Here is a 23,967-nt window from a genome sequence, read left to right on the forward strand (position 1 = left end):
ACCTTGCGCGTACTGCTGACCGGACACCAGGGCTACCTGGGCACCGTCATGGCCCCGGCGCTCGCCGCCGCCGGGCACGAGGTCGTCGGCCTGGACGCCGGGCTGTTCGCCGACTGCGTCCTCGGCGAGACGCCCGCGGACCCGCCGGGACACCGGGTGGACCTGCGCGACGTCACGGCCGAACACCTGGCCGGGGTGGACGCCGTGGTCCATCTGGCCGCGCTCTCCAACGACCCGCTGGGATCGCTGGCGCCGGAACTCACCTACGACATCAACCACCACGCGTCCGTACGGCTGGCCCGGCTGGCCCGCGACGCCGGGGTGCGGCGCTTCCTGTACGCGTCGACCTGCTCCGTCTACGGCGCGGCCGGCGGTGACGACCTGGTGGCCGAGGACGCCCCGCTGCGCCCGGTGACGCCGTACGCGGAGTCGAAGGTGCGGGTGGAGGACGATCTGCACGCCCTCGCCGACGGCGACTTCAGCCCGGTGTACATGCGCAACGCCACCGCGTTCGGCTTCTCGCCCCGGCTGCGCGCCGACATCGTGCTGAACAACCTCGTGGGGCATGCCCTGTTGTCCGGCGAGGTGCTCGTGCTCTCCGACGGCACGCCCTGGCGTCCGCTGGTGCACGCCGCCGACATCGCCCGGGCCTTCACGGCCGCGCTGGCCGCGCCGCGCGAGGCGGTGCACGACCGGGCGTTCAACATCGGCAGCGAGGCCAACAACGTCACCGTCGCCGAGATCGCCGAGCAGGTCGCCGAGGCGGTGGACGGGGCCAAGGTGGTGATCACCGGTGAGAACGGCGCCGATCCGCGGTCGTACCGGGTGGACTTCTCCCGGTTCCGCGCGGCGATCCCCGGCTTCGAGTGCGCGTGGACGGTGAAGCAGGGGGCGCTCGAACTCGCCGACGCCTACAGGAAGTTCGGGCTGACGCAGGAGGGTTTCGACCGGCGCTTCACCCGTCTGGCCGTGCTGCGCGCCGCGTCCGACGCCGGCGCGGTCGACGACACTCTGCGGTGGCGCCGGTGACCGCGGCCGGCGAACAGCCCGCGACCGGGGCCGGCGAACGGCCGTCGGTGTCGGCCGGCGAGGAGATGCACGCGCTGGTGAAGCGGCTGTACCCGCTGTGCCGGAGCATCACCGGCGACGGGGTGCGCGCCACCCTGGACATCGTCGGCGAGTACGTCCCGCTCCAGGTGCACGAGGTGCCGACCGGGACGCAGGTCCTCGACTGGACGGTGCCGCAGGAGTGGAACATCCGGGACGCGTACATCGCCGACGCCGCAGGGAACCGGGTCGTCGACTTCGCCGCGTCCAGTCTCCACGTGCTCGGCTACAGCGTGCCGGTGTCGGCGACCATGCCGCTGGCCGAGCTGCGCAGCCACCTGCACACCCTGCCCGGCCACCCGAACTGGGTTCCCTACCGCACCAGTTACTACAAGCGGGAGTGGGGGTTCTGCCTGGCCCAGGAAACCTTGGACGCGCTGCCGGACGGCGACTACGAGGTGCGGATCGACTCCACGCTCGCCGACGGCCACCTCACCTACGCCGAGCACGTGGTCCCCGGGCAGGTCGCCGACGAGGTGATCGTCTCCTGCCATGTCTGCCACCCTTCGCTGGCCAACGACAACCTGGCCGGCGTCGCGGTGGCGACGTTCCTGGCGCGGGAGCTGGCGGGGCGGACGCCCCACTACACCTACCGGTTCATCTTCGCGCCCGGCACGATCGGGGCGATCACCTGGCTGGCCCGCAACGCGGAACGCGTGGACCGGGTCAGGCACGGGCTGGTGCTGGCCTGCGCCGGGGACCGGGGTCGACTGACGTACAAGCAGAGCAGGCGGGGCGACGCGGAGATCGACCGGGTGCTGCGGCATGTACTGTCCGCCTCCGAACGCCCGCACCGCGTCACCGAGTTCACCCCGTACGGCTACGACGAGCGGCAGTACTGCTCGCCCGGGTTCGACCTCGGCGTGGGCTCGCTCAGCCGGACCCCGTACGCCGGCTACCCCGAATACCACACCTCGGCGGACGATCCGGACTTCGTCTCCCCGGAGGCGATGGCGGACACGCTCGCCGTGTGCCGCGAGGCGTTCGGCGTCCTGGACCGCAACCGGCGGTACGTCAACCTCAGCCCTTACGGCGAACCGCAGTTGGGCCGGCGCGGGCTGTACGACGCGCTCGGCGGCCGCAGCGACACCAGGCAGGCCCAGATGGCCATGCTCTGGGTGCTCAGCCTCTCCGACGGCGAGCACAGTCTGCTGGACGTCGCCGAGCGGTCCGGGCTGCCGTTCGACGCCGTCGCCGAAGCGGCCGAAGCCCTGCGCGACGCCGAGCTGATCAAGGCGTGAGACCGGTGAGCACCGAGGGGGACAAGACGCGGACGGCCGCACGGGCGACGGCGCGGACGGCCGGGTCCGGCAGGCGGGGCCTCGTCGGCCGGCTGTCCTGGGGGCTGGCCGACCAGGCGGCCTCCAGCATCTCCAACTTCGCGGTGGGCATCTATGTGGCCCGCTCGCTGGGGGTGACCGCGTTCGGCGTGTTCAGCCTCGCCTGGGTGACCTACGGCGTGGTGCTCAACGTCTCCAGGGGCCTGGCCACCGACCCTCTCGTGGTGCGCTTCAGCGGCGTGCCGGAGGCGTCCTGGCGCGGGGCGGTGGCCCGGTCCTCGGGTACCGCGCTCTGCGTCGGCGCCGCCCTCGGCACGACGTGTGTGCTGGCCGGCCTGGCCCTCGGCGGCTCTGTGGGGCCCGCGTTCGCCTGCCTCGGTGTCATGCTGCCGGGACTGCTGCTTCAGGACGCCTGGCGGTTCTCGTTCTTCGCCGCCGGCGCGGGGCGCAAGGCGTTCGTCAACGACGTCGTGTGGGGCGTGGCCCTCGTCCCGGCCATGGTCGTCGCGGCCCGCGTGGGCAGCGTCGCCGCCTTCGTGCTCGCCTGGGGCGCGTCCGCCGCGGTCGCCGCCGCCTACGGGTGCCTCCAGTCCGGCATCCGGCCCCGGCCGTCCGGGGCGCGCGACTGGCTTCGTGAGCAGCGCGACCTCGGCTACCGGTACCTGGTGGAGAACGTCAGCCTCAGCGGCGCGAGCCAGCTGCGCGCGTACGGGCTCGGCGTGATCGCCGGAATCGGCGCGGTGGGCGCGGTGCGGGGCGCGGAGCTGCTGCTCGGCCCGTTCCTCGCCGTGCTGATGGGCCTGTCGCTGGTCACCGTCCCCGAGGCGGCACGGGTGCTGCGGCAGGCCCCGCGGCGGCTGGTGACGTTCTGCCTGCTCCTCGGCGGCGGGCAGGCCGCCGCCGCACTGCTCTGGGGCGGGGCGCTGCTCCTGACGCCGGACCGGCTCGGCGCTCTCGCGCTCGGCGACGTCTGGCCTTCCGCCTCCCGGCTCATCGTGCCGGTCACCCTCGGCGTCGCGGGCGCGAGCCTCGGCACCGGCGCGGCGGCCGGGCTGCGCGCGCTCGCCGCGGCCCGGCGCAGCCTGCGCTGCCAGCTGTTCGCCTCCGTCTGCTACGTCGGCGGCGGTCTCGGCGGGGCGGTCGCTGCCGGCGCGGTCGGCTCGGCCTGGGGCGTCGCCGCCGCGACCGTCTGCGGCTCGGCCGTGTGGTGGCTGCATCTGCGCTCCGCCCTGCGCGAGCACCGTCAAGAACCCATCCGCGAAGTGAGGACGTCATGACCGCCCACCCCCGGCTGAGCGTCGGCCTGCCCGTCTACAACGGCGAGGAGTACCTGGCCGAGTCGTTCGACGCCCTGCTCGGCCAGACCTACGAGGACTTCGAACTGGTCGTCACCGACAACGCCTCGACCGACGGGACCCAGGAGATCTGCCGCGAGTACGCCGCGCGGGACCCGCGCATCCGGTACCTGCGGCTGCGCCGGAACATCGGCGCCGCGCCGAACCACAACTACGTGTTCACCCAGTGCCGGGGCGAGCTGTTCAAGTGGGCCTCGCACGACGACCTGTACGCCCGGGACCTGCTGCGGGCCTGCGTGGAGGCGCTGGACGAGCGGCCCGAGGTGGTCCTCGCGCACGCCGACCAGGCCGTCGTCGACGAGGACGGCAAGGTGAAGGTGCCCTACGCGTACACGCTCGACACCGCCTCGCCGAGCGCGCCCACGCGCTTTCGCAGCATGCTGTTCGAGCCCGGCGGCGACGACTTCTACGGGGTGATCCGGGCCGATGTGCTGCGCCGGGTGAAGCCGCACGACAGCTACCACCACGCGGACCGCACGTTCGTCGCCGAGATCGGCCTGCACGGCCCGTTCCACCAAGTGCCGGAGCTGCTGTACTTCCGCCGCGACCACCCCACCCGGGCCGAGCGGGCGAACCCGTCCAAGCGTGCCCGGTGCGTCAACCTGGACCCGCGCCGGTCGGGCCCGCTGCACCCGACGCCCCGGCTCCTCGCCGAGTACGTCGGCGGCTTCGTCGGCGCGATCCGGCGGGCGCCGCTGTCCTCGTCCGACCGGCGCGCGTGCTACGGGCACCTGGCCGCGTGGATGGCCAGCCGGGCCCGGCCGGGGGCCGGCGAGCGCGTCGAGGACCGTGCCCCGGTGGACCCGGCCCTGCTCACCGTCTCCGTGGACGACCTCGTCGCCGGCCGCGAGCGGAGGCGGACATGAAGGCGGCGACACGGGTGGGGGTGTTCGGCCTGCTCGGCTCCGGCAACCTCGGCAACGACGGGTCCCTGGAGGCCGTGCTCGGCTATCTCCGCACCGAGCACCCGGACGCGGTCGTGGACGCGCTGTGCGGCGGGCCCGAGGTCGTCGCGGCCCGGTACGGCATCCCCGCGACACGGCTGCACTGGTACCGCGGGGAGTACCGGACCGCCTCCCGTGCGGGCGCGGTCGCGGCGAAGGGACTGGGCAAGCTCGTCGACGTCTTCCGTACGGCCGCCTGGGTGCGCCGGCACGACGTGGTGATCGTGCCGGGCATGGGGGTGCTGGAGGCCACGCTGCCGCTGCGGCCCTGGGGCTTCCCGTACTCGCTGTTCCTGCTCTGCGCGACCGGCCGGCTGTTGGGCACGCGGGTCGCGCTCGTGGGCGTCGGCGCCGGCCCGATCGGCGACCGGCCGACCCGGGCGCTGGTGCGCTGGTCGGCGCGGCTGGCCGCCTACCGGTCGTACCGGGACGCCCAGTCCCGCGACGCGATACGGGCGATGGGCGTGGACACCGCGCGCGACGAGGTGTGTCCGGACCTCGCCTTCGCCCTGCCGACACCGCAGGCGAAGGCGCCCTCTGGCCGGCCGGGGGCGGTCTGCGTGGGCGTCATGGACTTCCACGGCGGCAACGACGACCGCGCCCGGGCCGGGGAGATCCACCGCCGCTACCTCGACGGGACGACCCGCTTCGTCCGCGCGCTGGTCGCGCAGGGGCGGCCGGTACGGCTGCTCACCGGCGACGCGTGCGACGCGCCGGTGGTCGCCGCGATCCTCGACGCGGTGGACTCGCCGCTGGTCACCGCCGCCGAGGCGGCCTCACTGGACGGCCTGACGAAGGAGGCGGCGGCCGCCGACGCCGTCGTCGCCACCCGCTACCACAACCTGGTGTGCGCGCTGAAGGCCGGCACCCCGACCCTCGCGCTCAGCTACGCGGCCAAGAGCGACGCGCTCATGGACCGGATGGGGCTGGGCGCGTACTGCCATCCGGCCCGCGAGGTCGACGCCGACCGGCTGCTCGAACAGTTCCGCGCGTTGGAGAAGCACTCGGCGGAGCTGCGGCGGACCCTCGCCGAGCGGAACCTCGCCGTCGCCCGCCGCGTCGAGCACCAGTTCACCGCCCTGACGGCGGCCCTGTTCCCCGAGTCCGCCCCTGTCCACGCCCTGAGGGAGGCTCCTTGAGAGCGACCGAAGTCCCGGCGATCGCCGGCGCGTACCTGTTCGAGCCGACGCCGCACGCCGACGAGCGCGGCTTCTTCTGCCGCACCTTCGACGCCGACGTGGTCCGCTCGGCGGGCCTCGACCCGGACGCCTTCGTCCAGGACAGCCTGTCCCGCTCGGTACGGGGCGTGCTGCGCGGCCTGCACCTGCGCTCCGGCGCCGGCGAGGCGAAGCTGGTGCGCTGCTCGTACGGGAGGATCTTCGACGTCGTCGTGGACCTGCGTCCGGACTCGCCGACGTATCTGGGTCAGGCCTTCCTCGAGCTGTCCGGCGAGACGCAGGTGAGCCTGTACATCCCGGCGGGGTGCGCGCACGGCTTCCAGGCGCTGACCGACATCGCCGACACCTCGTACCGGATCGACCGTGAGCACGATCCGGCCGAGGACGTGACCATCGCCTTCGACGACCCGGAGCTCGCCGTTCCCTGGCCGCTGCCGGTCACGTCGATGTCCGGGCGGGACCGGCGGGCGCCGAGCCTCGCCGAGGTGCTGAAGCAGAAGGAGAGCTGAAGTCAGCGTGGACACCGATGAGTTCAGCCTGTCCCGGTCGCGGCTGGCGAACGAGCGGCTGCACGCCCTGATCCCCGGGGGCGCGCACACCTACGCCAAGGGCGACGACCAGTACCCCGAGGGCCTGGCCCCGGTCATCAGCCACGGCCGCGGCGCCCACGTGTGGGACGTCGACGGCAACCGCTACGTCGAGTACGGCTCCGGCCTGCGGTCGGTCAGCCTGGGCCACGCCCATCCGCGGGTGACCGAGGCGGTGCGGCGGGAACTCGACCGCGGCGGCAACTTCGTCCGCCCCTCCGTCCTCGAGGTGGAGGCCGCGGAACGCTTCCTGGCGACGGTGCCGACCGCCGAGATGGTCAAGTTCGCGAAGAACGGCTCCGACGCCACCACGGCCGCGGTGCGCCTGGCCCGCGCGGTCACCGGGCGGCCACGGGTGGCCCTCTGCGCCGACCATCCGTTCTTCTCCGTCGACGACTGGTTCATCGGCACCACTCCGATGTCGGCCGGCGTCCCGGCGGCGACCACCGAGCTCACCGTGTCCTTCCCGTACGGCGACCTGGCCGCCGTACGGGAGCTGCTCGCCCGGTACCCGGACGAGGTGGCCTGCCTGATCCTGGAGCCCGCCACCCACACCGAGCCGCCGCCCGGGTATCTGGAGGGCCTGCGCGAACTGGCCGACCGGCACGGCTGTGTGCTCGTCTTCGACGAGATGATCACCGGCTTCCGCTGGTCGGAGGCGGGCGCGCAGGGCCTGTACGGCGTCGTCCCCGACCTCTCCACGTTCGGCAAGGCGCTGGGCAACGGGTTCGCCGTCTCCGCTCTGGCCGGGCGGCGCGAGCTGATGGAGCGGGGCGGACTGCGTCACTGCGGTGAGCGGGTGTTCCTGCTGTCCACCACCCACGGCGCGGAGACGCACTCGCTGGCCGCCGCGACTGCCGTGCAGGCGACGTACGTCGAGGAGGGCGTCACCGCGCGGCTGCACGCCCTCGGCGAGCGGCTTGCCGCCGGTGTCCGCGAGGCCGCGGCCGCCATGGGCGTCGGCGACCACCTCGTCCTGCGGGGGCGGGCCAGCAACCTGGTCTTCGCCACCCTGGACGAGAACCTCCGGCCGTCGCAGCGGTACCGCACTCTGTTCCTGCGCCGGCTTCTCGCGGGCGGGGTGCTGGCCCCGTCGTTCGTGGTGAGCGCCGCGCTCGACGACGCCGACATCGCTCACACCGTCGACGTGGTGGCCGAGGCGTGCGCGGTGTACCGCAAGGCCCTGGACGCCGGCGACCCGACCCCCTGGCTGGGGGGACGGCCGGTGAAGCCGGTGTTCCGGCGGTCGGCGTGAGGTGATGCGACGTCAGCGAGATGTGGGTTGAGGTGATTTGGACGTGCGGCCGGCCGTGCGGTCGACCAGCCACGCGGTCGCCGGTGTCACCGCCAGCGCGGTGCACCAGCCGCCGAGGGCGTCGGTCGGGTAGTGCGCTCCCAGGGTGACCTGCGCCCAGCCCATGGTGGCCCCGGCGGCCAGCGCCGGGGCGAGCACGAGTGACATGCCGGCCGCGCCGCCGAGGCCGAGCCGGCCGGTCGCGAGCAGCGCCACCGCGAGGGCGAGGGCGGTGAGGAAGGCGGTGTGGCCACTCGGGTAGGACAGGTTCGCCTCGCCGTGGATGGTGCGCCCCACGAGGTGCTTGAGCAGCGTCGCCGCGCCGACGGCCGCACCGGCGCCGGCGACGACGGACACCGCCGCGCGAGGCCGCCGCAGCAGCAGGCAGCCGATGACGGCGGCCCCGACCAGTGTCGCCGCGCCCAGGGGCTCGCCCAGGAAGTCCACGGCGAGGGCGATGTCCCGCCACGGCGGCCCCGCCCCGTCCACCGCCGCTTGTATGCGCGTGTCCAGGGCGCCGGGTGTGCTGTCGTCGGCGTACAGGCCCCCCAGCCCGAGGACGACGAGTGCGGCGAGGACCGCGGTGAGCCCGAGCCAGGCTCGCAGCGACGAAGGCAGCACGCTGGTGTCACCTTCCGGCCGACACCAACTCCTCGCCATCGCGCCTCACTTGTCCATCACTTCGGCCAAGGGCACCGAAACCGGGTTCCGTTCGCCACCCTAACCGAGACAGCGATCGAGGTGCGAGGGCGAGTGGTCACTCGGCGGGTTGCCGTGCCGCCAGGATGGAGCGCTTGTAGGAGTAGGAGAAGTAGATGACGCACCCGATCGCGAACCAGATCGCGAACCGCACCCAGGTCTGCCACTGCAGGAACGTGATCAGCCAGATCGAGAAGAGGACCCCGAGCGCCGGCACCACCGGCATCCACGGGGTGCGGAAGCTGCGCGGCAGCTCCGGCTGCCGGTAGCGCAGCACGATCACCGCCGCACACACCACCACGAACGCCAGCAGGATGCCGATGTTGGTCAGCTCGGCCGCCTCGCCGATCGGTACGAACCCCGCGATGAGGGCCGACACCACACCGACGATCCAGGTGACCCGGGTCGGCACGTGCCGTGTCGGGTGCGTCTTGGCGAACCACCGGGGAAGCAGCCCGTCACGGGACATCGAGAACCAGACGCGGGTCACGCCCAGCATGAAGGTGAACATGACGGTGAGGATGCCGATGATCGCGCCGACCGCGATCACGTCCGCGAGCGCGTCGAGTCCCACCGCTTTGAACGCCGTGGAGAAGCCGCTCCGCGGGTCGATGTCCGTGTACTTCTGCATGCCCGTGAGCACCAGGCACGCCGCCACGTACAGCACCATCGAGATCGCCAGCGAGTAGATGATCGCCTTGGGCATGTGCCGTACCGCGTCCTTGGACTCCTCGGCCGCCGTCGACATGGCGTCGTAGCCGAACACCGCGAAGAACACCGTCGCCGCACCGGTGAACGCGCCGCCGATGCCGAACGGGAAGAAGGGGTGGTAGTTGGCGGTCGTGATGTGGAAGACGCCCACCCCGATCACCAGCAGCACCACCAGCACCTTCAGCGCCACGACGAACGTCTCGAAGCGGGCCGCGCTCTTGATGCCCAGGTTGAGCAGCCAGGCGATCAGAAGACACAGCACGGCCGCGAACAGGTCGACGCGGCGCCCCGTACCGGTGCCGGGCGCACCCAGCATCCAGGCGGGCAGGCTCGCGCCGAACTCCTCCACCAGGAAGCCGAAGTAGCCGGAGATGCCGATCGCCACGACGGCCACGATCGCCGTGTACTCCAGCAGCAGGTCCCAGCCGATGAACCAGCCCGCGAACTCGCCCAGCACCGCGTACCCGTAGGTGTAGGCCGACCCGGCCTTCGGGATCAGCCCCGCGAACTCCGCGTACGACAACGCGGCGCACGCGCTCGCCACACCCGCGACCAGGAAGGACACCAGCACCGCGGGCCCGGCCACGCCGTTGGCCACGGTGCCGGCCAGCGTGAAGATGCCCGCGCCGATGATGCCGCCCACGCCGATCGCGGTGAGCTGCCACAGCCCGAGCGACCGGTCGAGCCGGGCGCCCTCGGTGACCTCCGTCTCCTCGATGTGCTCGATGGGTTTGCGACGGAGAATCCCCTCACCCGGACGGATCCTGCCCATGGCTATCACCTCTTCGCCGACGAAAACGGCTGACGGCGGATCATGATGTCCCAGCCCCGCCCCTCGGAAAAGCCGCCACGCGCGGACTCGGCCCCGGGGCTGACCACGATCCCCGGCACCCGGGTGTTTCCCTCACCTGAAACCGGGCGGGACACGAAAAGCGCCCGCAGCCGATTGAAGTGGCTGCGGGCGCTGTCGCGAACGTTGAGGACAGGCCGTCGACGCGTCCGATGAACCCGCGCGGCTCAAGGCCGTGCGGACGACTCAGGTCGGAGCTTCCAGCGGATCAGGCTCGCTTCAGGTGGACCGCCACCGTCTCGCTGACGGTCACCGGCTGTGCGTAGTCCGGGTCAGTTGCCACCGCTCGTGCTTCGACCTCGACGTCCCCGCGCTGGAAGGGGACGTCGCCGGTGGGCACGGCCGTCGCGGTCCAGGCCGTCGGAACGCCCGGCGTGCAGGACACCGACCTGGTGAAGGAGCCGCGGATGAGCTTCTGCTTCTTCACCTGAGTGACGTCGCCCGACACGTTCACCGTCACCGGCTTGGTGCAGCTCACCGTCCCGTGCAGGGTGGCCTTGCCGTTCAGGGTGCTCGCGGTGCCCTCCAGGGCTACGGCGAGGCCGAGGTCGAGCTCGGCCGGCGGGGCCGGGTTGTCGATGTGGACCTCACCGCGCGCTGCGGCGGTGCCTCCCTCGCAGTGCTGCTCGAAGGTTGCGTCGAGCTTCTTCACGTAGCCCTGCGGGCCGAACTCCACGTCGAAGATGGTGAACTCGCCAGTGAGCGTGTTGCAGCCGCGCCCGTTTCCGCTGAGGTCCAGCCCCGGCTCGGTCGGCCCGTTGAACGGGTGGCGGGTGGCACCGGTGTAGGTGCCCGGCGCGAGGGCATTGCCGGCGGGCGCCGCGAGATCCAGGGACCACCAGTCACCGTTCGCCCCGTCGAGCGAGAGGTGGACCGAGCTGTTCGCGTTGTTGGCGGAGATTTGCAGGCGGTCCTGCGACGCCGTCGAGTAGGCGTAGGACTGACCTCCGCTGATCCAGTCGCCCTCGTCGCCGCTGAAGCTGAAGGATCCTTCGGCGCCTGGCAGGGCGTGCGCGTGGGTGCCGGACAGCAGACCGGTCGTACTGGTGGCCATGCCCAGGGCCAGTACGAGGACGGCCGTGGCGCGGGCAAGGGAGCGCCCGGGCGCGCTGAGTCTCATTGATGTCCCCCTGAGAGATGGAATAACCCCGTTGCCGACGTGATCGTGCTCCTCGCCTCGGCGGAGCGAGTCTGCCAACCGATCAGGAACTACGACAACTAGGTTTCACGCGAAGGGAGTTGTGGTTTCGGCCGACGCGCTGGGGAGGTCGCGGCGGTATGGCGCGGCCCCGATCGGGGTTCACATGAACGACCGGACGAGTCCTGAGCGATCGTCCTTTCCTCGGGATGCAACCAACGCGCGAGGCGCTGCGTCGGTCACTGATGTAACCGGCGACGCATGTGATGAAGGAGTGGACGATGTTACGCACGAGTGGCCCTCTTGCCTCTGCGTTGAGCCGGCGCACGCTGCTTGCGGCCGGCGCTGCCACTGCCACGGGCCTGGTCACGGGCGCGCCCGCCCGCGCGTCGGACGGTGTCACCGGCGGCCTTCGGGCGCTGGAGGAGCAGTACGGGGCCCGGCTGGGGGTCTACGCTCACAATGTGGGTACCGGGGAAACGGTCCGGCACCGGGCCGACACGCTGTTCCCGGTCTGTTCGCTGTTCAAGACGCTCGCCGCCGCGGCGGTGCTGCGCGACCTGGACCGCGGCGGCGAGGTGCTGTCCCGCCGGATCCACTACACGGCGGCCGACCTGGTCGAACACTCGGACGTGACGAGAGAGCACCTGGCCACGGGGATGACGATCGCCGAGCTGTGCGAGGCCGCGATCTGCTGGAGTGACAACACCGCGGGCAATCTGCTCCTGCGCGAGCTGGGCGGCCCCACGGCGATCACCCGTTTCGCCCGTTCCCTCGGTGACCGGGTTACCCGGCTGGACCGGTGGGAGACGGAGCTGAACTCGGGCGAGCCGTGGCGGATCACGGACACCACCAGCCCGCGCGCGATCGGCCGCGCCTACGCCCGGCTCGTCCTGGGCGACGCGCTCAGCCGGCCCGACCGCGCGCTGCTCACGGACTGGCTGCTGCACAACAAGACCAGCGACACCCGGCTGCGCGCGGGTCTGCCGTCCTCGTGGGCGGTCGCGGACAAGACGGGCGGTGGTTCCTACGGCACCAACAACAACGTGGGCATCGCCTGGACCGAGGACGGCACCCCGCTGGTCCTCTCCCTCATGTCCCGCAAGTTCGACCAGGACGCCGCGTCGGAGAACAAGCTGATCGCGGACACCGCCCGCCTCCTGGCCGACGCCCTGCGCTGACCCACTCGACCGCTTCGATGCGATGAACGCCGATTCCCTTCCCTCCTTCCTGCCCGCACGCCGCAGTCCATGGTTCCTGGGGACGATTCTCGCGGCCGTGGCCGTCACGATGCTCGGACTGCTCGCGCTGAACGGATGCGACCGCGCGGACGAGCCGCCGTCCTTTCCGCCCGCCGACGCTTACGAGCACGGCGCGGCGGCCGAGTACTCACAGGCCGAGCCGATCCCGCCCGGCGGCACGGCAGCGGCACTCACCCGACCATTGCGGGAGGCCGGCTGGTTCTGTGCGCAGGTCCGGGCCAACGCGGACGGCCGCGCCCTGTGGTGCCGGATCGCGCACCGCGACGAGGCAGACGCGGTCCGTCCGCAGGTGGCGCAGTTCCTGCTGGACCGCGACGACCGTCTCGCCTGGGCGTGGTTCCCGGACACCGAAGCGGACCACGCGGCCCACGCGGACCGTCCGGACGACGAGGTCGCCGCGACCGCGGCATCGGTGCTGACCGCGATCTGGCCGGGCACGGGTGATCGCCTGCGGGAGGAGATCGACGCCTTCCACGCCGACCGTCGCGCTGACCCGACGGTGGACGGTGTCCCCCGGACAGAGTGGCGGGACGCGCACGCGGAGTACAGGTTCGCCCCTCAGAACGGACTGGTCGTCACAGCCCGGAACGCCTCCGTACGGCGCTGGCCGTTCGGCTCGGAGCACTACGCGACCTCGATGAGCTCCGCCGTCGATGATCTGCGCGCCGGTGGTTACGACTGCTTCTATCCACCCCAGGAAGTCTGCAACCGCCCCCCGAACGGCTTTTTCCAGGTGACCCTGCGTGGTGACCGGATCGTCACGGCCCGGTTCGGCATCGGCAGCCGGATCGAATCCGGGCGGCAGCGGATCCCGCTCACCGGGCAGTTCCCCCACGGCCTCACCTTCCTCACCGAGGCGGTCCGCCGTCCCGTCACGGAGCGCATCGAACAGTCCCGGCGAACCGGCACCGACTACGCCGGCATCGTGGCCGGAACGGTCGTCATCATCGACGCGAACGCGCCCCGTCCCGGCGCTAGCGACGTCGCGGCCTACTTCGACATCCAGATCGGCGCACCGCTGGCTGCGACCCTGCCCCTTTGATCGTGCGAGGACGATCTGGATCTGCACTCCCAGGTTCGAGAGACACCGGCCTCGGCGGCGACGTGCGCGATCGGACGGGTGCGGCGGCGCTCCACGAGCCTTCGGCGTCCTTCGATGGTCAAGGGGGCGTTCGCGTGTGTCACCGGAGCACCTCGGTGCTCCGGCCGGCTGTGATGGCGGTGCGGAGGGGGAACGCGATGAGCAGCGCGACCGCGACGAGGAGTCCGCTTGCCCAGAGCGGTCCGAGGTTCCCGGCTTCGGTGGTGAGGGTGGCCGCAGCGATGACGGGGCCGACGGCGGCGCCCACGTTGAGCGCCGCCGTCGCATACGAGCCGGCCATCGTGGGGGCTCCCGCGGCCTCGTAGAGGACCCGTGTGATCAGCGTGCTGCCCAGCGCGAACGACAGGCCGCCCTGCACGAACACGAGGATGAACAGGGCGGCCGGCTCGTTGGCCAGCACCGCCAGGGCCGGCCAGCCGATGAGCAGCAGCGGGCCGCCGACTGCGATGACCAGGCCGGGACTTCGGTCGGACAGCCGTCCGGCGACGGTGACGCCCACGAAGGAACCGGCACCGAAGAGCACCAGAGCGACAGAGATCCACAACTCGCCCAGCCCGGCGCTGTCGGTCACCACGGGGGCAAGAAAGGTGAGGCTCCCGAACGTTGCCGCGTTCACCAGCGCACCGAGCAGCATCACCAGGATCAACCGCGGCCTGGTGAGCTGGGCGAGTTCCGCTCGCAAGGCCGGCCTGCCCGTCGCCTCGTCCTCATCACGTCCTGCCGGGATTCCCTTCAGGATGCCGAGAGCTGCAGGCAGGCAGAGAGCGGCGACAGCCCAGAATGTGGCCCGCCAGCCGAGCAACGTGCCGAGCACCGACCCACCGGGGACACCGGCGATCGTGGCCACCGTCGTGCCCGACAGCAGCACGGCCAGCGCGCGTCCCTTCCTGTCGGGCGGGACCAGCGTGGCGGCAGCCGTCAGAGCGACGGCAAGGAACCCTGCGTTCGCGAGGGCGGCGACAACCCGGGTGGCGAACAGGAGGGGGAAGCTCGTGGTGATGGCGCCCACGGCGTGAGCTGCCGCGAAAACGAGCACGGACCCGAGAAGGCCGGCGCGCCTGGGCCAGTTGCGGGCAAGCGCGGCCACAAGGGGGGCGCCGACCATCATGCCGATGGCGAAAGCCGAGGTGAGGATGCCTGCTGTCCCGACGGTCACGTCAAGATCTGAGGCGATGTCCGGCAAGAGGCCGGCGAGCATGAACTCCGAAGTGCCCATGGCGAAGACCGCCATGGCAAGCAGACAGAGCGGGAGAGGCATCGAGTGGCTCCGAGGTGAGGAGAAGCACGAGAAGGTCATCTCGTCACCGCGGCCAGCCCCAAGCGCACACTCGTCCCACCGCGAAAGCGGCGCGACGACAGGGCTACGAGCTCAGTGGTTCAGGGGGCTGACGGCGTGACCGAAAGCCCCCACCTTGTCTGACTCAGGACTCGACATGGCCCGCACGCTACCCGACCGATGCCCGTCGAAGCATCTTGGTTTCACGGGCATCGGACATGCGTCCGGTGCCGGTGCAGCGCATGGCCTCCTCGGCGTTGGGCAGGAACGCCTCGCAGGGCTTGAGGTCGGTGAGGCCGGCCCCGTCCCGGGTCAGCCGCGCTCGCGCTCCTCCCTTGCCGCGCGCAGACCGAGCACGAGGATGCGCAGCCCGCTTTCGAAGCCGACGTCGCCGTCCATGCCGAGCAGGTCGCTCGACGCCTGAGCGGTGAGCGGGAAGCGTTCCGCGTCGATCATCCCGGCGAGCCGCTCGGGTGCGTAGGGGTTGTCGTCGCCGTACGCCGCGTCGGTGTGGGCCTGTTCCTCGATGGTGTGGCCGATGGTGTAGTGCAGAACCGCCGGGAAACCGCGTGCCGCCTCGCTGAGGGTGAAGCCGGCATCCCGCAGGGTTCGCAGGTTCAGCTCCACCGCCCGGTGCACGGCCGGGTGGTTCACGTAGGTGCCGGCGAGGACACGTGCTCCGTCCCGGTGGCTCAGCATCGCCTGGCGCAGGTGGCGGGCCCAGTCGGCGAGCCAGTCCTCCCAGGAGGAGCCGTCGCGGGGTTCCTCCAGCCTCTCGGCCGCCTCGACGTAGACGAGGGTGGCCATGGCGTCGAGCAGCTCCTGCTTGTTCTTGATGTGCCAGTAGAGGGTGGGGGCTCGTACGCCGAGGTCCTGGGCGACAAGACGCATGGTGAGCCCGTCGAGGCCGACGTCGTCGAGCAGTCGCAACGCCGTCCGGGCGATCACCTCGGAGTTGAGCTTCATTCTCTTCCCGCCTTCCTGGACGCTTGACACTCTAACACCGTTAGGGGCACTCTCTAACGACGTTAGGTCCCTAGCGCCGTTAGAGGCGCGGGGCTGGAATCCGAACCGGAACAAGGGGAAATCCAGATGACCGACACAAAGACGGACACGGATGTGGTGATCGCGGGCGCCGGGCCGACGGGTCTGATGCTCGCCTGCGAGCTGCGGCTGGCGGGGGTCGACGTGGTGGTGGCCGACCGGCTCGCCGCGCGGACCGGTGAGTCGCGGGCCGGCGGGATGCACGCCCGGACCATGGAAGTGCTGGACCAGCGGGGCGTACTGGACCGCTTCCTGGCGGCCGGCACACCGCGCCCGATAGGTCACTTCTCGGGGCTTTGGCTGGACTTCGACCGGTTCGAGACCAGGCACCCCCGGTCGCTGATGCTCCTGCAGTCCCATATCGAACGGCTGCTGGAGGAATGGGCCACCGAGCTCGGTGTACGGATGCGCTGGTCGTCCGAGGTGACCGGGATCCGCCAGCACGACACCGGTGTCGAGGTCGAAGCAGGCGGACCGGAGGGCTCACGTTCGACACTGCGCGCCCGCTACCTCGTGGGCTGCGACGGCGGGCGCAGCGCGGTGCGCAAGCTCGCCGGCATCGGCTTCCCCGGCACCCCGGCGACAGTGACCGCGCTGCTCGGCGACGTCGAACTCACCGATCCGCCCGCTGAGTCGCTCTTCATGCAGCGGCAACCGGGCGGGGACTTCACGGTGTCAGCCTTCGAGCCGGGCTGGTACCGGGTGATCACCACGGAGCACGGGCGTGTCGCCGACCAGAGGAAGCCGGTGACGTTCGAGGAACTGCGGGAGTCACTGCTGAGGATCGCGGGCACCGACTTCGGGATGCACAGCCCCCGTTGGGTCTCCCGGTTCGGCGACGCGGCCCGGCAGGCCGAGCGGTACCGCGAAGGCCGGGTGCTGCTGGCGGGCGACGCGGCGCACATCCACTTCCCGGCAGGTGGCCAGGGGCTGAACCTGGGGGTCCAGGACGCGGTCAACCTCGGCTGGAAACTCGCCTCCATGGTGCACGGCCGGGCGCCCGAGACCCTGCTGGACAGCTACCACGCCGAGCGGTATCCCGTCGCGGAACGGGTGCTGCACAACACCCGGGCACAGGCGGCGCTGACGCGTCCGGGTCCGCAGACCGACGCGCTGCGCGACGTACTCCGTTCGCTCATCGAATACGACGACGTGAACCGGCACCTGGGCGGCATGATCACCGCGCTGGACCTCCGCTACCCCATGGGCGACGACCACCCGCTGACCGGCCGCCGGGTCCCCGACGTCGATCTGAAGACCCGTGACGGCCGCCGTCGCGTCTTCGAACTGTTGCACACAGCGCGCCCCGTGCTGCTCGACCTCCGCGGTGACACCGCACTGGCGGCCACGGCCGCCGGCTGGGCCGATCGCGTCGACCTCGTCGAGGCCCGGTCCACGGCCGACCACTGGCCCGTCTGGCCGACCGACGAGACCCCCGCCCCCGCCGCGCTCCTCATCCGCCCCGACGGCCATGTCGCCTGGGCCGCACCCGCCGGGACCACCCCCGACCCCGCCGCCCTCCGGACCACCCTCACCACCTGGTTCGGCCCGGCCACGGCCGACTGAACGGGGGCAGCAAGCTCGCCAGGGGACACCGCGGCGATGCGACACCGGTCTGCTGCGGCACGGTGAACGCCGGCGTAGGCCGTGGTGTCCGGAGGCCGGACCGGGCAGGTGGCGACATGCGGCAGCGGGTCAGCAATCGTCCCGGGCAAATCCGATGGCGCCGACAGCTTCCGACGACAAAACTGCGCCGGTGAACACACCGCCACCGCCGACCGACCCGCTCCTTCAGCCGGTACGGGATCCGCGCGCCCGCGACCTCGTTCTCGACTATGCGGACATGCGTGCCCTGGTTGCCGACCTGGTTCTGCCCGGCGACGCGTCGATGTACGTCATGAGCGCGATGGAGACCTCCCGCGAGCTCATCCGGCACTCCTACTACCGGTACGAGTTCGCCACCGTCGCCGTCACGCATTCCCTGTTCGCCCTGGAGCACGTCCTTGCCGAGCGTCTGACAACGACCGAACCACTCCCCGACCTGATCGAGCGGGCCACCGACGCAGGGCTCATCACGGCTGGACTCGCCGCCGAACTGGACCGCAGCCGACTGCTGCGCGACAAGCTCGCGCAGGGCGCCGAGTCAAGTGCCGCCCTCCACCCGCTCCGGGCCGTCGCAATGGTGCGTGCCGTCTTCGATGCCGTCTCCCTGCTCCTTCGCCCACCCTCTACGGCAGAGGCGACAGCCGCCGACGTGGGCGGAGCACAGCCCGAAGACGGACTCGCCCGGCTGTGGGATGACCACCTGAGGGCCCCGTTCCCGGACGGTTTCCGCGGCGTGGACTTCGACGGCGTGGATCTGGTTCTCCTGGACGCCGACGTCGCCGGCCACGTACAGAGGGAGCTGAACGGCGGACTCGACGACAGTGGCATCGCATGCCTCTGGGGCTGCATCACCGACCTCGACAAGATCGTGCCCCTGATCAACGAGGAGTACTGCGCCTCCTACTTCACGAAACTTCGGACGATGGCCCAGGTCGCAGCAGCGCCCTACATCCCCACCGCGACCTGACCACCGGGTGAGACTTGAAGCCGCAGCTTGCCGTAGACCTCGTCGGTGACCGGCTCGAGCCATTCGTTGCCCACGTTCTCGCCCGGCGTGATGTAGGCGAGATGGGAGAACCATGAGTCGGCCTTCGCGCCGTGCCAGTGCTTCGTGCCCGCCGGGACGCGGATCACCGTTCCCGGCTCCATGCTGACGGGATCCTCACCCTCGGCCTGGTACCAGCCGCTGCCCGCCGTGCAGAGCAGGATCTGGTCACCGCCGCCGTCCGTGCCGTGGTGGATGTGCCAGTTGTTGCGGCAGCTCGGCTCGAAGGAGACGTTCATGACGGGAACGCTGCCCGAGGCGAGCGGCGCGAGGTAGCTCTGGCCGATGAAGTACTGCGCGAAGGCGTCGTTCTTCTCGCCGAGCGGGAAGATCTGGTCGAATCCGTTGCCAGCCATCTTGTTCCTTTGCTCTGTTTCATCAAGCCCCGCTGATGGTGCGGGGCCGGTTCGCTGCTCGCGCCGGGGATCAGCCCGGGCCCGGCGGGCATCCCAGGGGGGTGCCCGCCCTCCGGGACCGCATCCGCTGACGACATCGAGGAAACCGCAGCTCACAGGCGCGCGGAAGGCCCTGCCGTTCCAGGTACTGGCAGAACCTCCCAGCCGTGCTCCACTCTTCCTAGCCTGGAGAGCATGGACACCGCCCACGAGATCCGAGAGTTCCTCGTCACCCGCCGCGCCAAGATCACTCCGCAGCAGGCCGGCCTGCCCGCCTTCGGCAGCGGCAAGCGCAGGGTCCCCGGACTGCGCCGCGAGGAAGTCGCCATGCTCGCCGGTGTCAGCATCGACTACTACGTCCGCCTGGAGCGCGGCCGGCTCGCCGGCGCCTCCGAAGAAGTCCTCGACGCCCTCAGCCAGGCACTCCGGCTCGACGAAGCCGAACGCGCCCACCTCCACGACCTGGCCGCCGCCCAGCGCCGACGTCCGCCCCGCCGCACCCCCCGCAAGTCCAGGACCGCCGTCCCGGCCACCCTCACCCGCGTCCTGGAGTCGATGACCGACGCCCCGGCCTTCATCCGCAACGGCCGGCTCGACGTCCTTGCCGTCAACCCCCTTGGACGCGCCCTCTACGCACCCCTGTTCACCGGCTCAGCCCGCCCGGTGAACATCGCCCGCTTCCAGTTCCTCAACCCCACCAGCCGCGACTTCTTCCCCGACTGGAACGCCTCCGTCAACACCACCGTCTCCCTGCTGCGCACCGAAGCCGGCCGAGCCCCCGGCGACACCGACCTGACCGGGCTGATCGGTGAACTCGTCACCCGCAGCGACGAGTTCCGCACTGCTTGGGCCAAGCACAACGTGCGCCTGCACCACACCGGTCGCAAAGCCTTCCGCCACCCGGCCATCGGCGAGATCACCCTCGACTTCGACGCCCTGGAACTACCCGCTCACCCCGGCCTCACCCTGACCGCCTACAGCGCCGAACCCGGCACACCCGAGCACGACGCCCTGCGCCTGCTCGCTTCCTGGGCCGCCCCCGACCACGGGCAGACCCACACCGAAGACCCGGCCCGCACCTGACCGGGCCGGTCAGGACGACCTCGACCGAAGTGCCGGTGTCATGGCGAGCCCGTATCCGCCCCCACGGTCACACGTGCCCGGTGCTCGTACCCGCTCGGGACGCCGTCGTCCTGGGGGCCTCCTCCGGTGCGGGGTCGGACGGTCCGGGCAGGCCGGCGGGGCGTGCTTCCTCGGCCGGCTCGGCGCTCTCGCCGAGGAAGCCGCCCGACTGGTGCCGCCACAGCTTGGCGTACGCGCCGTCCGCCGCGAGGAGTTCCTCGTGGCTGCCCTGCTCGACGACGCTGCCGCGGTCGAGGACGACGAGACGGTCCATGCCGGCGACGGTGCTCAGCCGGTGGGCGACCACGAGGGCCGTCCGTCCGTCCATCAGCCGCCACAGGGCGTCCTGGACGAGGAGTTCGCTCTCCGAGTCCAGCGCGCTGGTCGCCTCGTCGAGCAGCAGGATCGGCGCGTCGCGCAGGATGGCCCTGGCGAGGGCGACGCGCTGGCGCTGACCGCCCGAGAGTTTCACGCCCCGCTCCCCCACCAACGTGTCGAAACCGTCGGGGAGTTGGCCGGCGAACTCCGTGACGTGCGCGGCCTCGGCCGCGGCGAGGATCTCCTCGTCGGTGGCGCCGGGCCGGGCGAAGGCGATGTTGTCCCGCAGGCTGCGGTGGAACATGGCGGGTTCCTGCGGAACGTAGGCGATCAGTGAGCGCAGGTCGCTCTGGCGCATGCGGCTGATGTCCTGGCCGCCGATCAGGATGCGCCCCTCGTCGATGTCGGACATCCGCAGCAGGAGCCGGGTGAGTGTGGTCTTCCCGCCGCCCGACCTGCCGACCAGGCCGATGCGCGCGCCGGCCGGCACGTCCAGGTCGAGCTTGCGGAAGATCGGCTTCGCGCCCGCGTGGGCGAAGGTCACCGCCTCGAAGTGGACGCCCTCGTCGCGCGGCGCGAGCGGTTCGGGTTCCGCCGGGTCCAGCACGGTGGGCGGATCCAGCAGCAGTTCCGTGAACTGCGCGGCCTCGGTCATCGAGCTTTCCAGACGCCGGTAGATCTGGTTGAACTCGAACATGATCTGGGTGGCGTTGGAGTAGTAGGTGAAGGCGACGACGACCTCCTCCACTCCCTGGCCCGGGCCGCCGAAGGCGATGGCGACCAGCAGGCCCAGCACGTTGGTCAGCACGGACATCGGGGCGATCAGCACGTCCACCCGCAGATTGCCGTAGTCCCACGACCTCAGCGTCAGACGCCGTGAGTCGGCGACGCGGCTGCGGTGCTCCTCGGCCTCCCGCCGTTCGGCGGCGAACGCCCGGATGGTCTCCATGTTCATCAGGCTGTCGGCGACATGCCCGGAGACCCGGGCGAGCGCGGCCTCACGCTGGTTGACGAGCCGCTGCCGGCGCCTGATCAGCGGAGTCGCGGCCACCACCGTCAGCGCGATCATCACGAACAGGCCGACGACGAGCATCGGTTCGTAGCTCCAGAGCACCACGGCGCCGAACGCCAGGGGGACGAGGCTGCCGACGACCCGGTACGTCACCGTGTCGACGAAGTCCTCGAAGCGCTTGCCGAAGCTCAGCACCCGTTTGGTCAGGGAGCCGGCGAAGTTGTCGTGGAAGAACGCGGCGTCCTGGGCGAGGAGTTCGTCCATGCCGCTCACATACAGGTGTTCCATGCCGAGCGCGTCCACTCGGTTCAGGCAGTGCTGCCCGACCCGCCACACCGCCTCGGCGAGCAGCAGCGTCGCACCGAAGGCCAGCACGTAGGGCATCGCCGAGGCGAGGGTGAGTCCACCCTCGTCGGCCGCCTGTCCCGCCAGTTTGGCGATCAGCAGGGGGGCGATGTACCGGATGCCGATGTTGCCGACGGAGGGCAGCAGCAGCGCGGGCAGGGCCAGCCGTCGCAGCCGCAGCAGTTCCCGGCAGTAGCGGCGCAGGGCCAGTACGACCGCGCTCCTGGCCGGTGTCGTCCCTCGTGTGTCCGTGGTCGCCATCACACTCCCGTCCGTCCGTTCGGAAGTCGGAAGTGTCCCGTCAGGGGCGGCCGGCGGTCCAGGCATTTAACGCGGATGGGCTACAACCGGACACCGCCGCGCACAGGTACGCGGCGGAGTGACCGGAGCGCCTTTCGTACCGACGGTCAGGACATGTCATCCCGTGGGCCCGGACGGGGAGTTGGCTTGGTAGGCGTAGGGGCCGAAGAGGCGGCCGATTCGTCGCCGCCGGCGAACGGCGTCACTGCCGTGCCGTTCGGCAGCCCCCCAACGCCTCCTGCTTTACCGCGAGTTGCGCCGGGTGCGATACTTGCGCGCTGCTGGATCAGCGGAGCTTACGGGGGCGTGATGAGCCAGGCGGTGACGGCGGCCATGCTGCAGGTGGCGGACGTGCACAAGTCGTACGGGCGGGGCGCGGGCGCCGTCCATGCCCTGCGTGGCGTCTCCTTCGAGGTCCCCCGGGGTGAACTCGTCGCCCTCAAGGGCCGTTCGGGCTCGGGCAAGACGACCTTGCTCAACATCGTCGGCGGTCTGGACGAGCCGGACAGCGGACGCGTCACCGTCGACGGGCTGCACCTCCGGGACCAGGGTGAGGACGCCCTCCTCGCGCTGCGCCGGGAGCGCATCGGCTTCGTCTTCCAGTCGTTCGGGCTCATCCCCATCCTCACGGCCGCCGAGAACGTGGGCGTGCCACTGCGGTTGCGGAGGGCGGACCCGCGCGAGCGGCGGGAGCGCGTCGAGCTGCTGCTCTCCCTCGTGGGGCTCGCGGACCACGCCGCGCAGCGCCCGGGCGAGTTGTCGGGCGGGCAGCGCCAGCGCGTGGCCATCGCCCGCGCGCTGGCCAACAATCCGTCGATCCTCATCGCCGACGAGCCGACCGGCCAGTTGGACGCGGAATCGGGCCACTCCGTGATGGAACTGCTCCGCGCGGTCGTCCGCAGCGAACAGATCACGGCCCTCGTGGCCACCCACGACACGACGCTCCTCGACCTCGCCGACCGGGTGCTGGAGCTGAAGGACGGCGAGATCACCGAGTCCTGAGGCCCGCCGCCGGGGTCACTCCCCCGGCGCGTCCTCGCGCGGGTCGTCCGGGCGGACGGCGATGTGGTCGGGCTCCAGTTCCAGGGCGACACGGTCGCGCATGCCCAGGGCGCGGGTGTACTCGGCGGGGAGTTGGAGACGGCCGGCCCGGTCCAGCATGGCGTACTCACGGGCGACCAGGTTCTCCTGGCCCGTGGCGGAGTCGACCTCGCTGTGCCGCAGGACCTCCGTGGCCGTGCGGCCGTCCCGGATGGCGACCGTGCGGCGGACCTCCCCGGCGACGGACTGGTCATGGGTGACGATGACGATGGTGGTCCCCAACTCCTCGTTGGCGGTGCGGAACGCGGCGAAGACCTGCTCGGCGGTGTGGGAGTCGAGTTCGCCGGTGGGCTCGTCGGCGAGCAGGACCGCGGGATCGTTGGCGAGGGCGACGGCGAGGGCGACCCGCTGCTGCTGGCCGCCGGACATCTCGTGCGGCCGGCGGTCATGGCATGCGGCGACGTCCAGCAGGCCGAGCAGTTCCATGGCGCGGTCGGCCCGGGTGCGACGCCGGCCGCCGGCGCGAGCCAGCTGAAGGGGCAGGGCGACGTTCTGCGCGGCCGTGAGATAGGGCAGCAGGTTGTGGGAGGTCTGCTGCCGGACGAAGCCGACGGTCCTGCGACGGTAGGCGAGTCGTTCCTTGGAGGACATGCTGACCAGATCGTGGTCGGCGACACGGGCCGCGCCCGCGGTGGGCTTGTCCAGTCCGGCCAGAATGTTCATGAGGGTGGACTTGCCGCTGCCGGACGCTCCGACCAGGGCCATGAGCTCCCCCTTGCGAACGAGCAGGTCGAGGCCTTGCAGTGCCTGGACCTCCACACCGTCGGCGGTGAAGATGCGCACCAGCCGGTCGCAGGTGATCAGGGCGTCATGCCCGTACGCGGCGGCGCCCCGCGCGGCGAGAGCACGGTCGGCGAGCTCGTGGAAGGTCGGGCTGCTGGTCATCGGCTGCTCCTG

General features: G+C 71.4%; 21 protein-coding genes. 13 read left to right on the forward strand and 8 right to left on the reverse strand.

What is annotated here, in order from left to right; all coding sequences use genetic code 11:
- The first annotated feature begins 3 nt into the window (after window positions 1-3).
- The 7 genes from ACFYXA_RS09535 to ACFYXA_RS09565 all read left to right on the forward strand — a co-directional run bounded on the left by ACFYXA_RS09535 (window position 4) and on the right by ACFYXA_RS09565 (window position 7,706).
- Window positions 4-1,029 carry an NAD-dependent epimerase/dehydratase family protein gene (locus ACFYXA_RS09535; protein ID WP_389030179.1) on the forward strand — a complete coding sequence of 342 codons (1,026 nt, stop codon included), beginning with the start codon at window positions 4-6 and terminating at the stop codon, window positions 1,027-1,029.
- Between the two features lie 65 nt (window positions 1,030-1,094).
- Entirely contained in the window at window positions 1,095-2,348 is a 1,254-nt protein-coding gene (locus ACFYXA_RS09540) for a DUF4910 domain-containing protein (RefSeq protein WP_389031659.1), read from the forward strand.
- Window positions 2,349-2,353: 5 nt separating this feature from the next.
- Window positions 2,354-3,664 (forward strand): hypothetical protein, encoded by a 1,311-nt coding sequence (locus tag ACFYXA_RS09545; RefSeq protein WP_389030182.1) that lies wholly within the window; start codon window positions 2,354-2,356, stop codon window positions 3,662-3,664.
- Complete coding sequence (locus ACFYXA_RS09550; RefSeq protein WP_389030185.1) at window positions 3,661-4,608, forward strand: glycosyltransferase family 2 protein; 948 nt, start codon at window positions 3,661-3,663, stop codon at window positions 4,606-4,608. The genes ACFYXA_RS09545 and ACFYXA_RS09550 overlap by 4 nt, the downstream gene beginning before the upstream one ends.
- Window positions 4,605-5,825, forward strand: coding sequence for a polysaccharide pyruvyl transferase family protein (locus ACFYXA_RS09555; RefSeq protein ID WP_389030188.1), 1,221 nt, complete (start codon window positions 4,605-4,607; stop codon window positions 5,823-5,825). Before ACFYXA_RS09550 ends, ACFYXA_RS09555 begins: the two co-directional genes overlap by 4 nt.
- Complete coding sequence (locus tag ACFYXA_RS09560; protein ID WP_389030191.1) at window positions 5,822-6,373, forward strand: dTDP-4-dehydrorhamnose 3,5-epimerase family protein; 552 nt, start codon at window positions 5,822-5,824, stop codon at window positions 6,371-6,373. Before ACFYXA_RS09555 ends, ACFYXA_RS09560 begins: the two co-directional genes overlap by 4 nt.
- A 7-nt stretch (window positions 6,374-6,380) precedes the next feature.
- On the forward strand, window positions 6,381-7,706 hold the full coding sequence (locus ACFYXA_RS09565) for a glutamate-1-semialdehyde 2,1-aminomutase (RefSeq protein ID WP_389030193.1): 1,326 nt from the start codon (window positions 6,381-6,383) through the stop codon (window positions 7,704-7,706).
- Between the two features lie 12 nt (window positions 7,707-7,718).
- Here the strand turns inward: ACFYXA_RS09565 and ACFYXA_RS09570 are convergent, their stop codons facing one another.
- From ACFYXA_RS09570 to ACFYXA_RS09580, 3 genes are all read right to left on the reverse strand, one after another.
- A complete protein-coding gene (locus ACFYXA_RS09570) occupies window positions 7,719-8,405 on the reverse strand; it encodes a phosphatase PAP2 family protein (RefSeq protein ID WP_389030196.1) in 687 nt (228 codons plus the stop codon).
- 97 nt (window positions 8,406-8,502) lie between these two features.
- Window positions 8,503-9,927: an amino acid permease gene (locus ACFYXA_RS09575; protein ID WP_352248784.1), complete on the reverse strand. Its 1,425-nt coding sequence runs from the start codon at window positions 9,925-9,927 to the stop codon at window positions 8,503-8,505.
- A gap of 286 nt (window positions 9,928-10,213) precedes the next feature.
- Window positions 10,214-11,125 carry a hypothetical protein gene (locus ACFYXA_RS09580; RefSeq protein WP_389030200.1) on the reverse strand — a complete coding sequence of 304 codons (912 nt, stop codon included), beginning with the start codon at window positions 11,123-11,125 and terminating at the stop codon, window positions 10,214-10,216.
- Between the two features lie 299 nt (window positions 11,126-11,424).
- On the opposite strand from ACFYXA_RS09580, the gene bla reads away from it, so the two are divergent.
- Entirely contained in the window at window positions 11,425-12,324 is a 900-nt protein-coding gene (bla, locus tag ACFYXA_RS09585; protein WP_389030203.1) for a class A beta-lactamase, read from the forward strand.
- A 22-nt stretch (window positions 12,325-12,346) separates the two neighbouring features.
- Window positions 12,347-13,447, forward strand: a complete 1,101-nt coding sequence (locus tag ACFYXA_RS09590) for a hypothetical protein (protein ID WP_389030206.1) — start codon at window positions 12,347-12,349, stop codon at window positions 13,445-13,447.
- Window positions 13,448-13,586: 139 nt separating this feature from the next.
- Here the strand turns inward: ACFYXA_RS09590 and ACFYXA_RS09595 are convergent, their stop codons facing one another.
- Together ACFYXA_RS09595 and ACFYXA_RS09600 are read right to left on the reverse strand one after the other, a co-directional pair.
- The gene (locus ACFYXA_RS09595) at window positions 13,587-14,765 is read right to left on the reverse strand and encodes a Cmx/CmrA family chloramphenicol efflux MFS transporter (protein WP_389030208.1); all 1,179 of its coding nucleotides are present in this window, start codon (window positions 14,763-14,765) and stop codon (window positions 13,587-13,589) included.
- 330 nt (window positions 14,766-15,095) lie between these two features.
- Complete coding sequence (locus ACFYXA_RS09600; protein ID WP_389030211.1) at window positions 15,096-15,749, reverse strand: TetR/AcrR family transcriptional regulator C-terminal domain-containing protein; 654 nt, start codon at window positions 15,747-15,749, stop codon at window positions 15,096-15,098.
- Window positions 15,750-15,875: 126 nt separating this feature from the next.
- Here ACFYXA_RS09600 and ACFYXA_RS09605 point away from each other — a divergent pair, with 126 nt between their 5' ends.
- Window positions 15,876-17,393, forward strand: a complete 1,518-nt coding sequence (locus ACFYXA_RS09605) for an FAD-dependent monooxygenase (protein WP_389030214.1) — start codon at window positions 15,876-15,878, stop codon at window positions 17,391-17,393.
- 277 nt (window positions 17,394-17,670) lie between these two features.
- A complete protein-coding gene (locus ACFYXA_RS09610) occupies window positions 17,671-18,399 on the forward strand; it encodes a hypothetical protein (RefSeq protein ID WP_389030217.1) in 729 nt (242 codons plus the stop codon).
- On the opposite strand, the gene ACFYXA_RS09615 is transcribed toward ACFYXA_RS09610, so the two are convergent.
- Window positions 18,378-18,833, reverse strand: a complete 456-nt coding sequence (locus ACFYXA_RS09615; protein WP_352248802.1) for a cupin domain-containing protein — start codon at window positions 18,831-18,833, stop codon at window positions 18,378-18,380. The genes ACFYXA_RS09610 and ACFYXA_RS09615 overlap by 22 nt on opposite strands.
- A gap of 234 nt (window positions 18,834-19,067) precedes the next feature.
- Between ACFYXA_RS09615 and ACFYXA_RS09620 the strand changes: the two genes are divergently transcribed.
- Window positions 19,068-19,955 carry a helix-turn-helix transcriptional regulator gene (locus ACFYXA_RS09620; RefSeq protein ID WP_352248804.1) on the forward strand — a complete coding sequence of 296 codons (888 nt, stop codon included), beginning with the start codon at window positions 19,068-19,070 and terminating at the stop codon, window positions 19,953-19,955.
- 67 nt (window positions 19,956-20,022) lie between these two features.
- On the opposite strand, the gene ACFYXA_RS09625 is transcribed toward ACFYXA_RS09620, so the two are convergent.
- Window positions 20,023-21,930, reverse strand: coding sequence for an ABC transporter ATP-binding protein (locus ACFYXA_RS09625; RefSeq protein WP_389030222.1), 1,908 nt, complete (start codon window positions 21,928-21,930; stop codon window positions 20,023-20,025).
- Window positions 21,931-22,278: 348 nt separating this feature from the next.
- Between ACFYXA_RS09625 and ACFYXA_RS09630 the strand changes: the two genes are divergently transcribed.
- A complete protein-coding gene (locus ACFYXA_RS09630; protein ID WP_352248808.1) occupies window positions 22,279-22,971 on the forward strand; it encodes an ABC transporter ATP-binding protein in 693 nt (230 codons plus the stop codon).
- 15 nt (window positions 22,972-22,986) lie between these two features.
- On the opposite strand, the gene ACFYXA_RS09635 is transcribed toward ACFYXA_RS09630, so the two are convergent.
- Complete coding sequence (locus ACFYXA_RS09635; protein ID WP_389030226.1) at window positions 22,987-23,955, reverse strand: ATP-binding cassette domain-containing protein; 969 nt, start codon at window positions 23,953-23,955, stop codon at window positions 22,987-22,989.
- Window positions 23,956-23,967: the final 12 nt, after the last annotated feature.

It is taken from the genome of Streptomyces sp. NPDC002566 (genome assembly GCF_042889585.1).
In the GTDB taxonomy this organism is placed as follows: domain Bacteria; phylum Actinomycetota; class Actinomycetes; order Streptomycetales; family Streptomycetaceae; genus Streptomyces.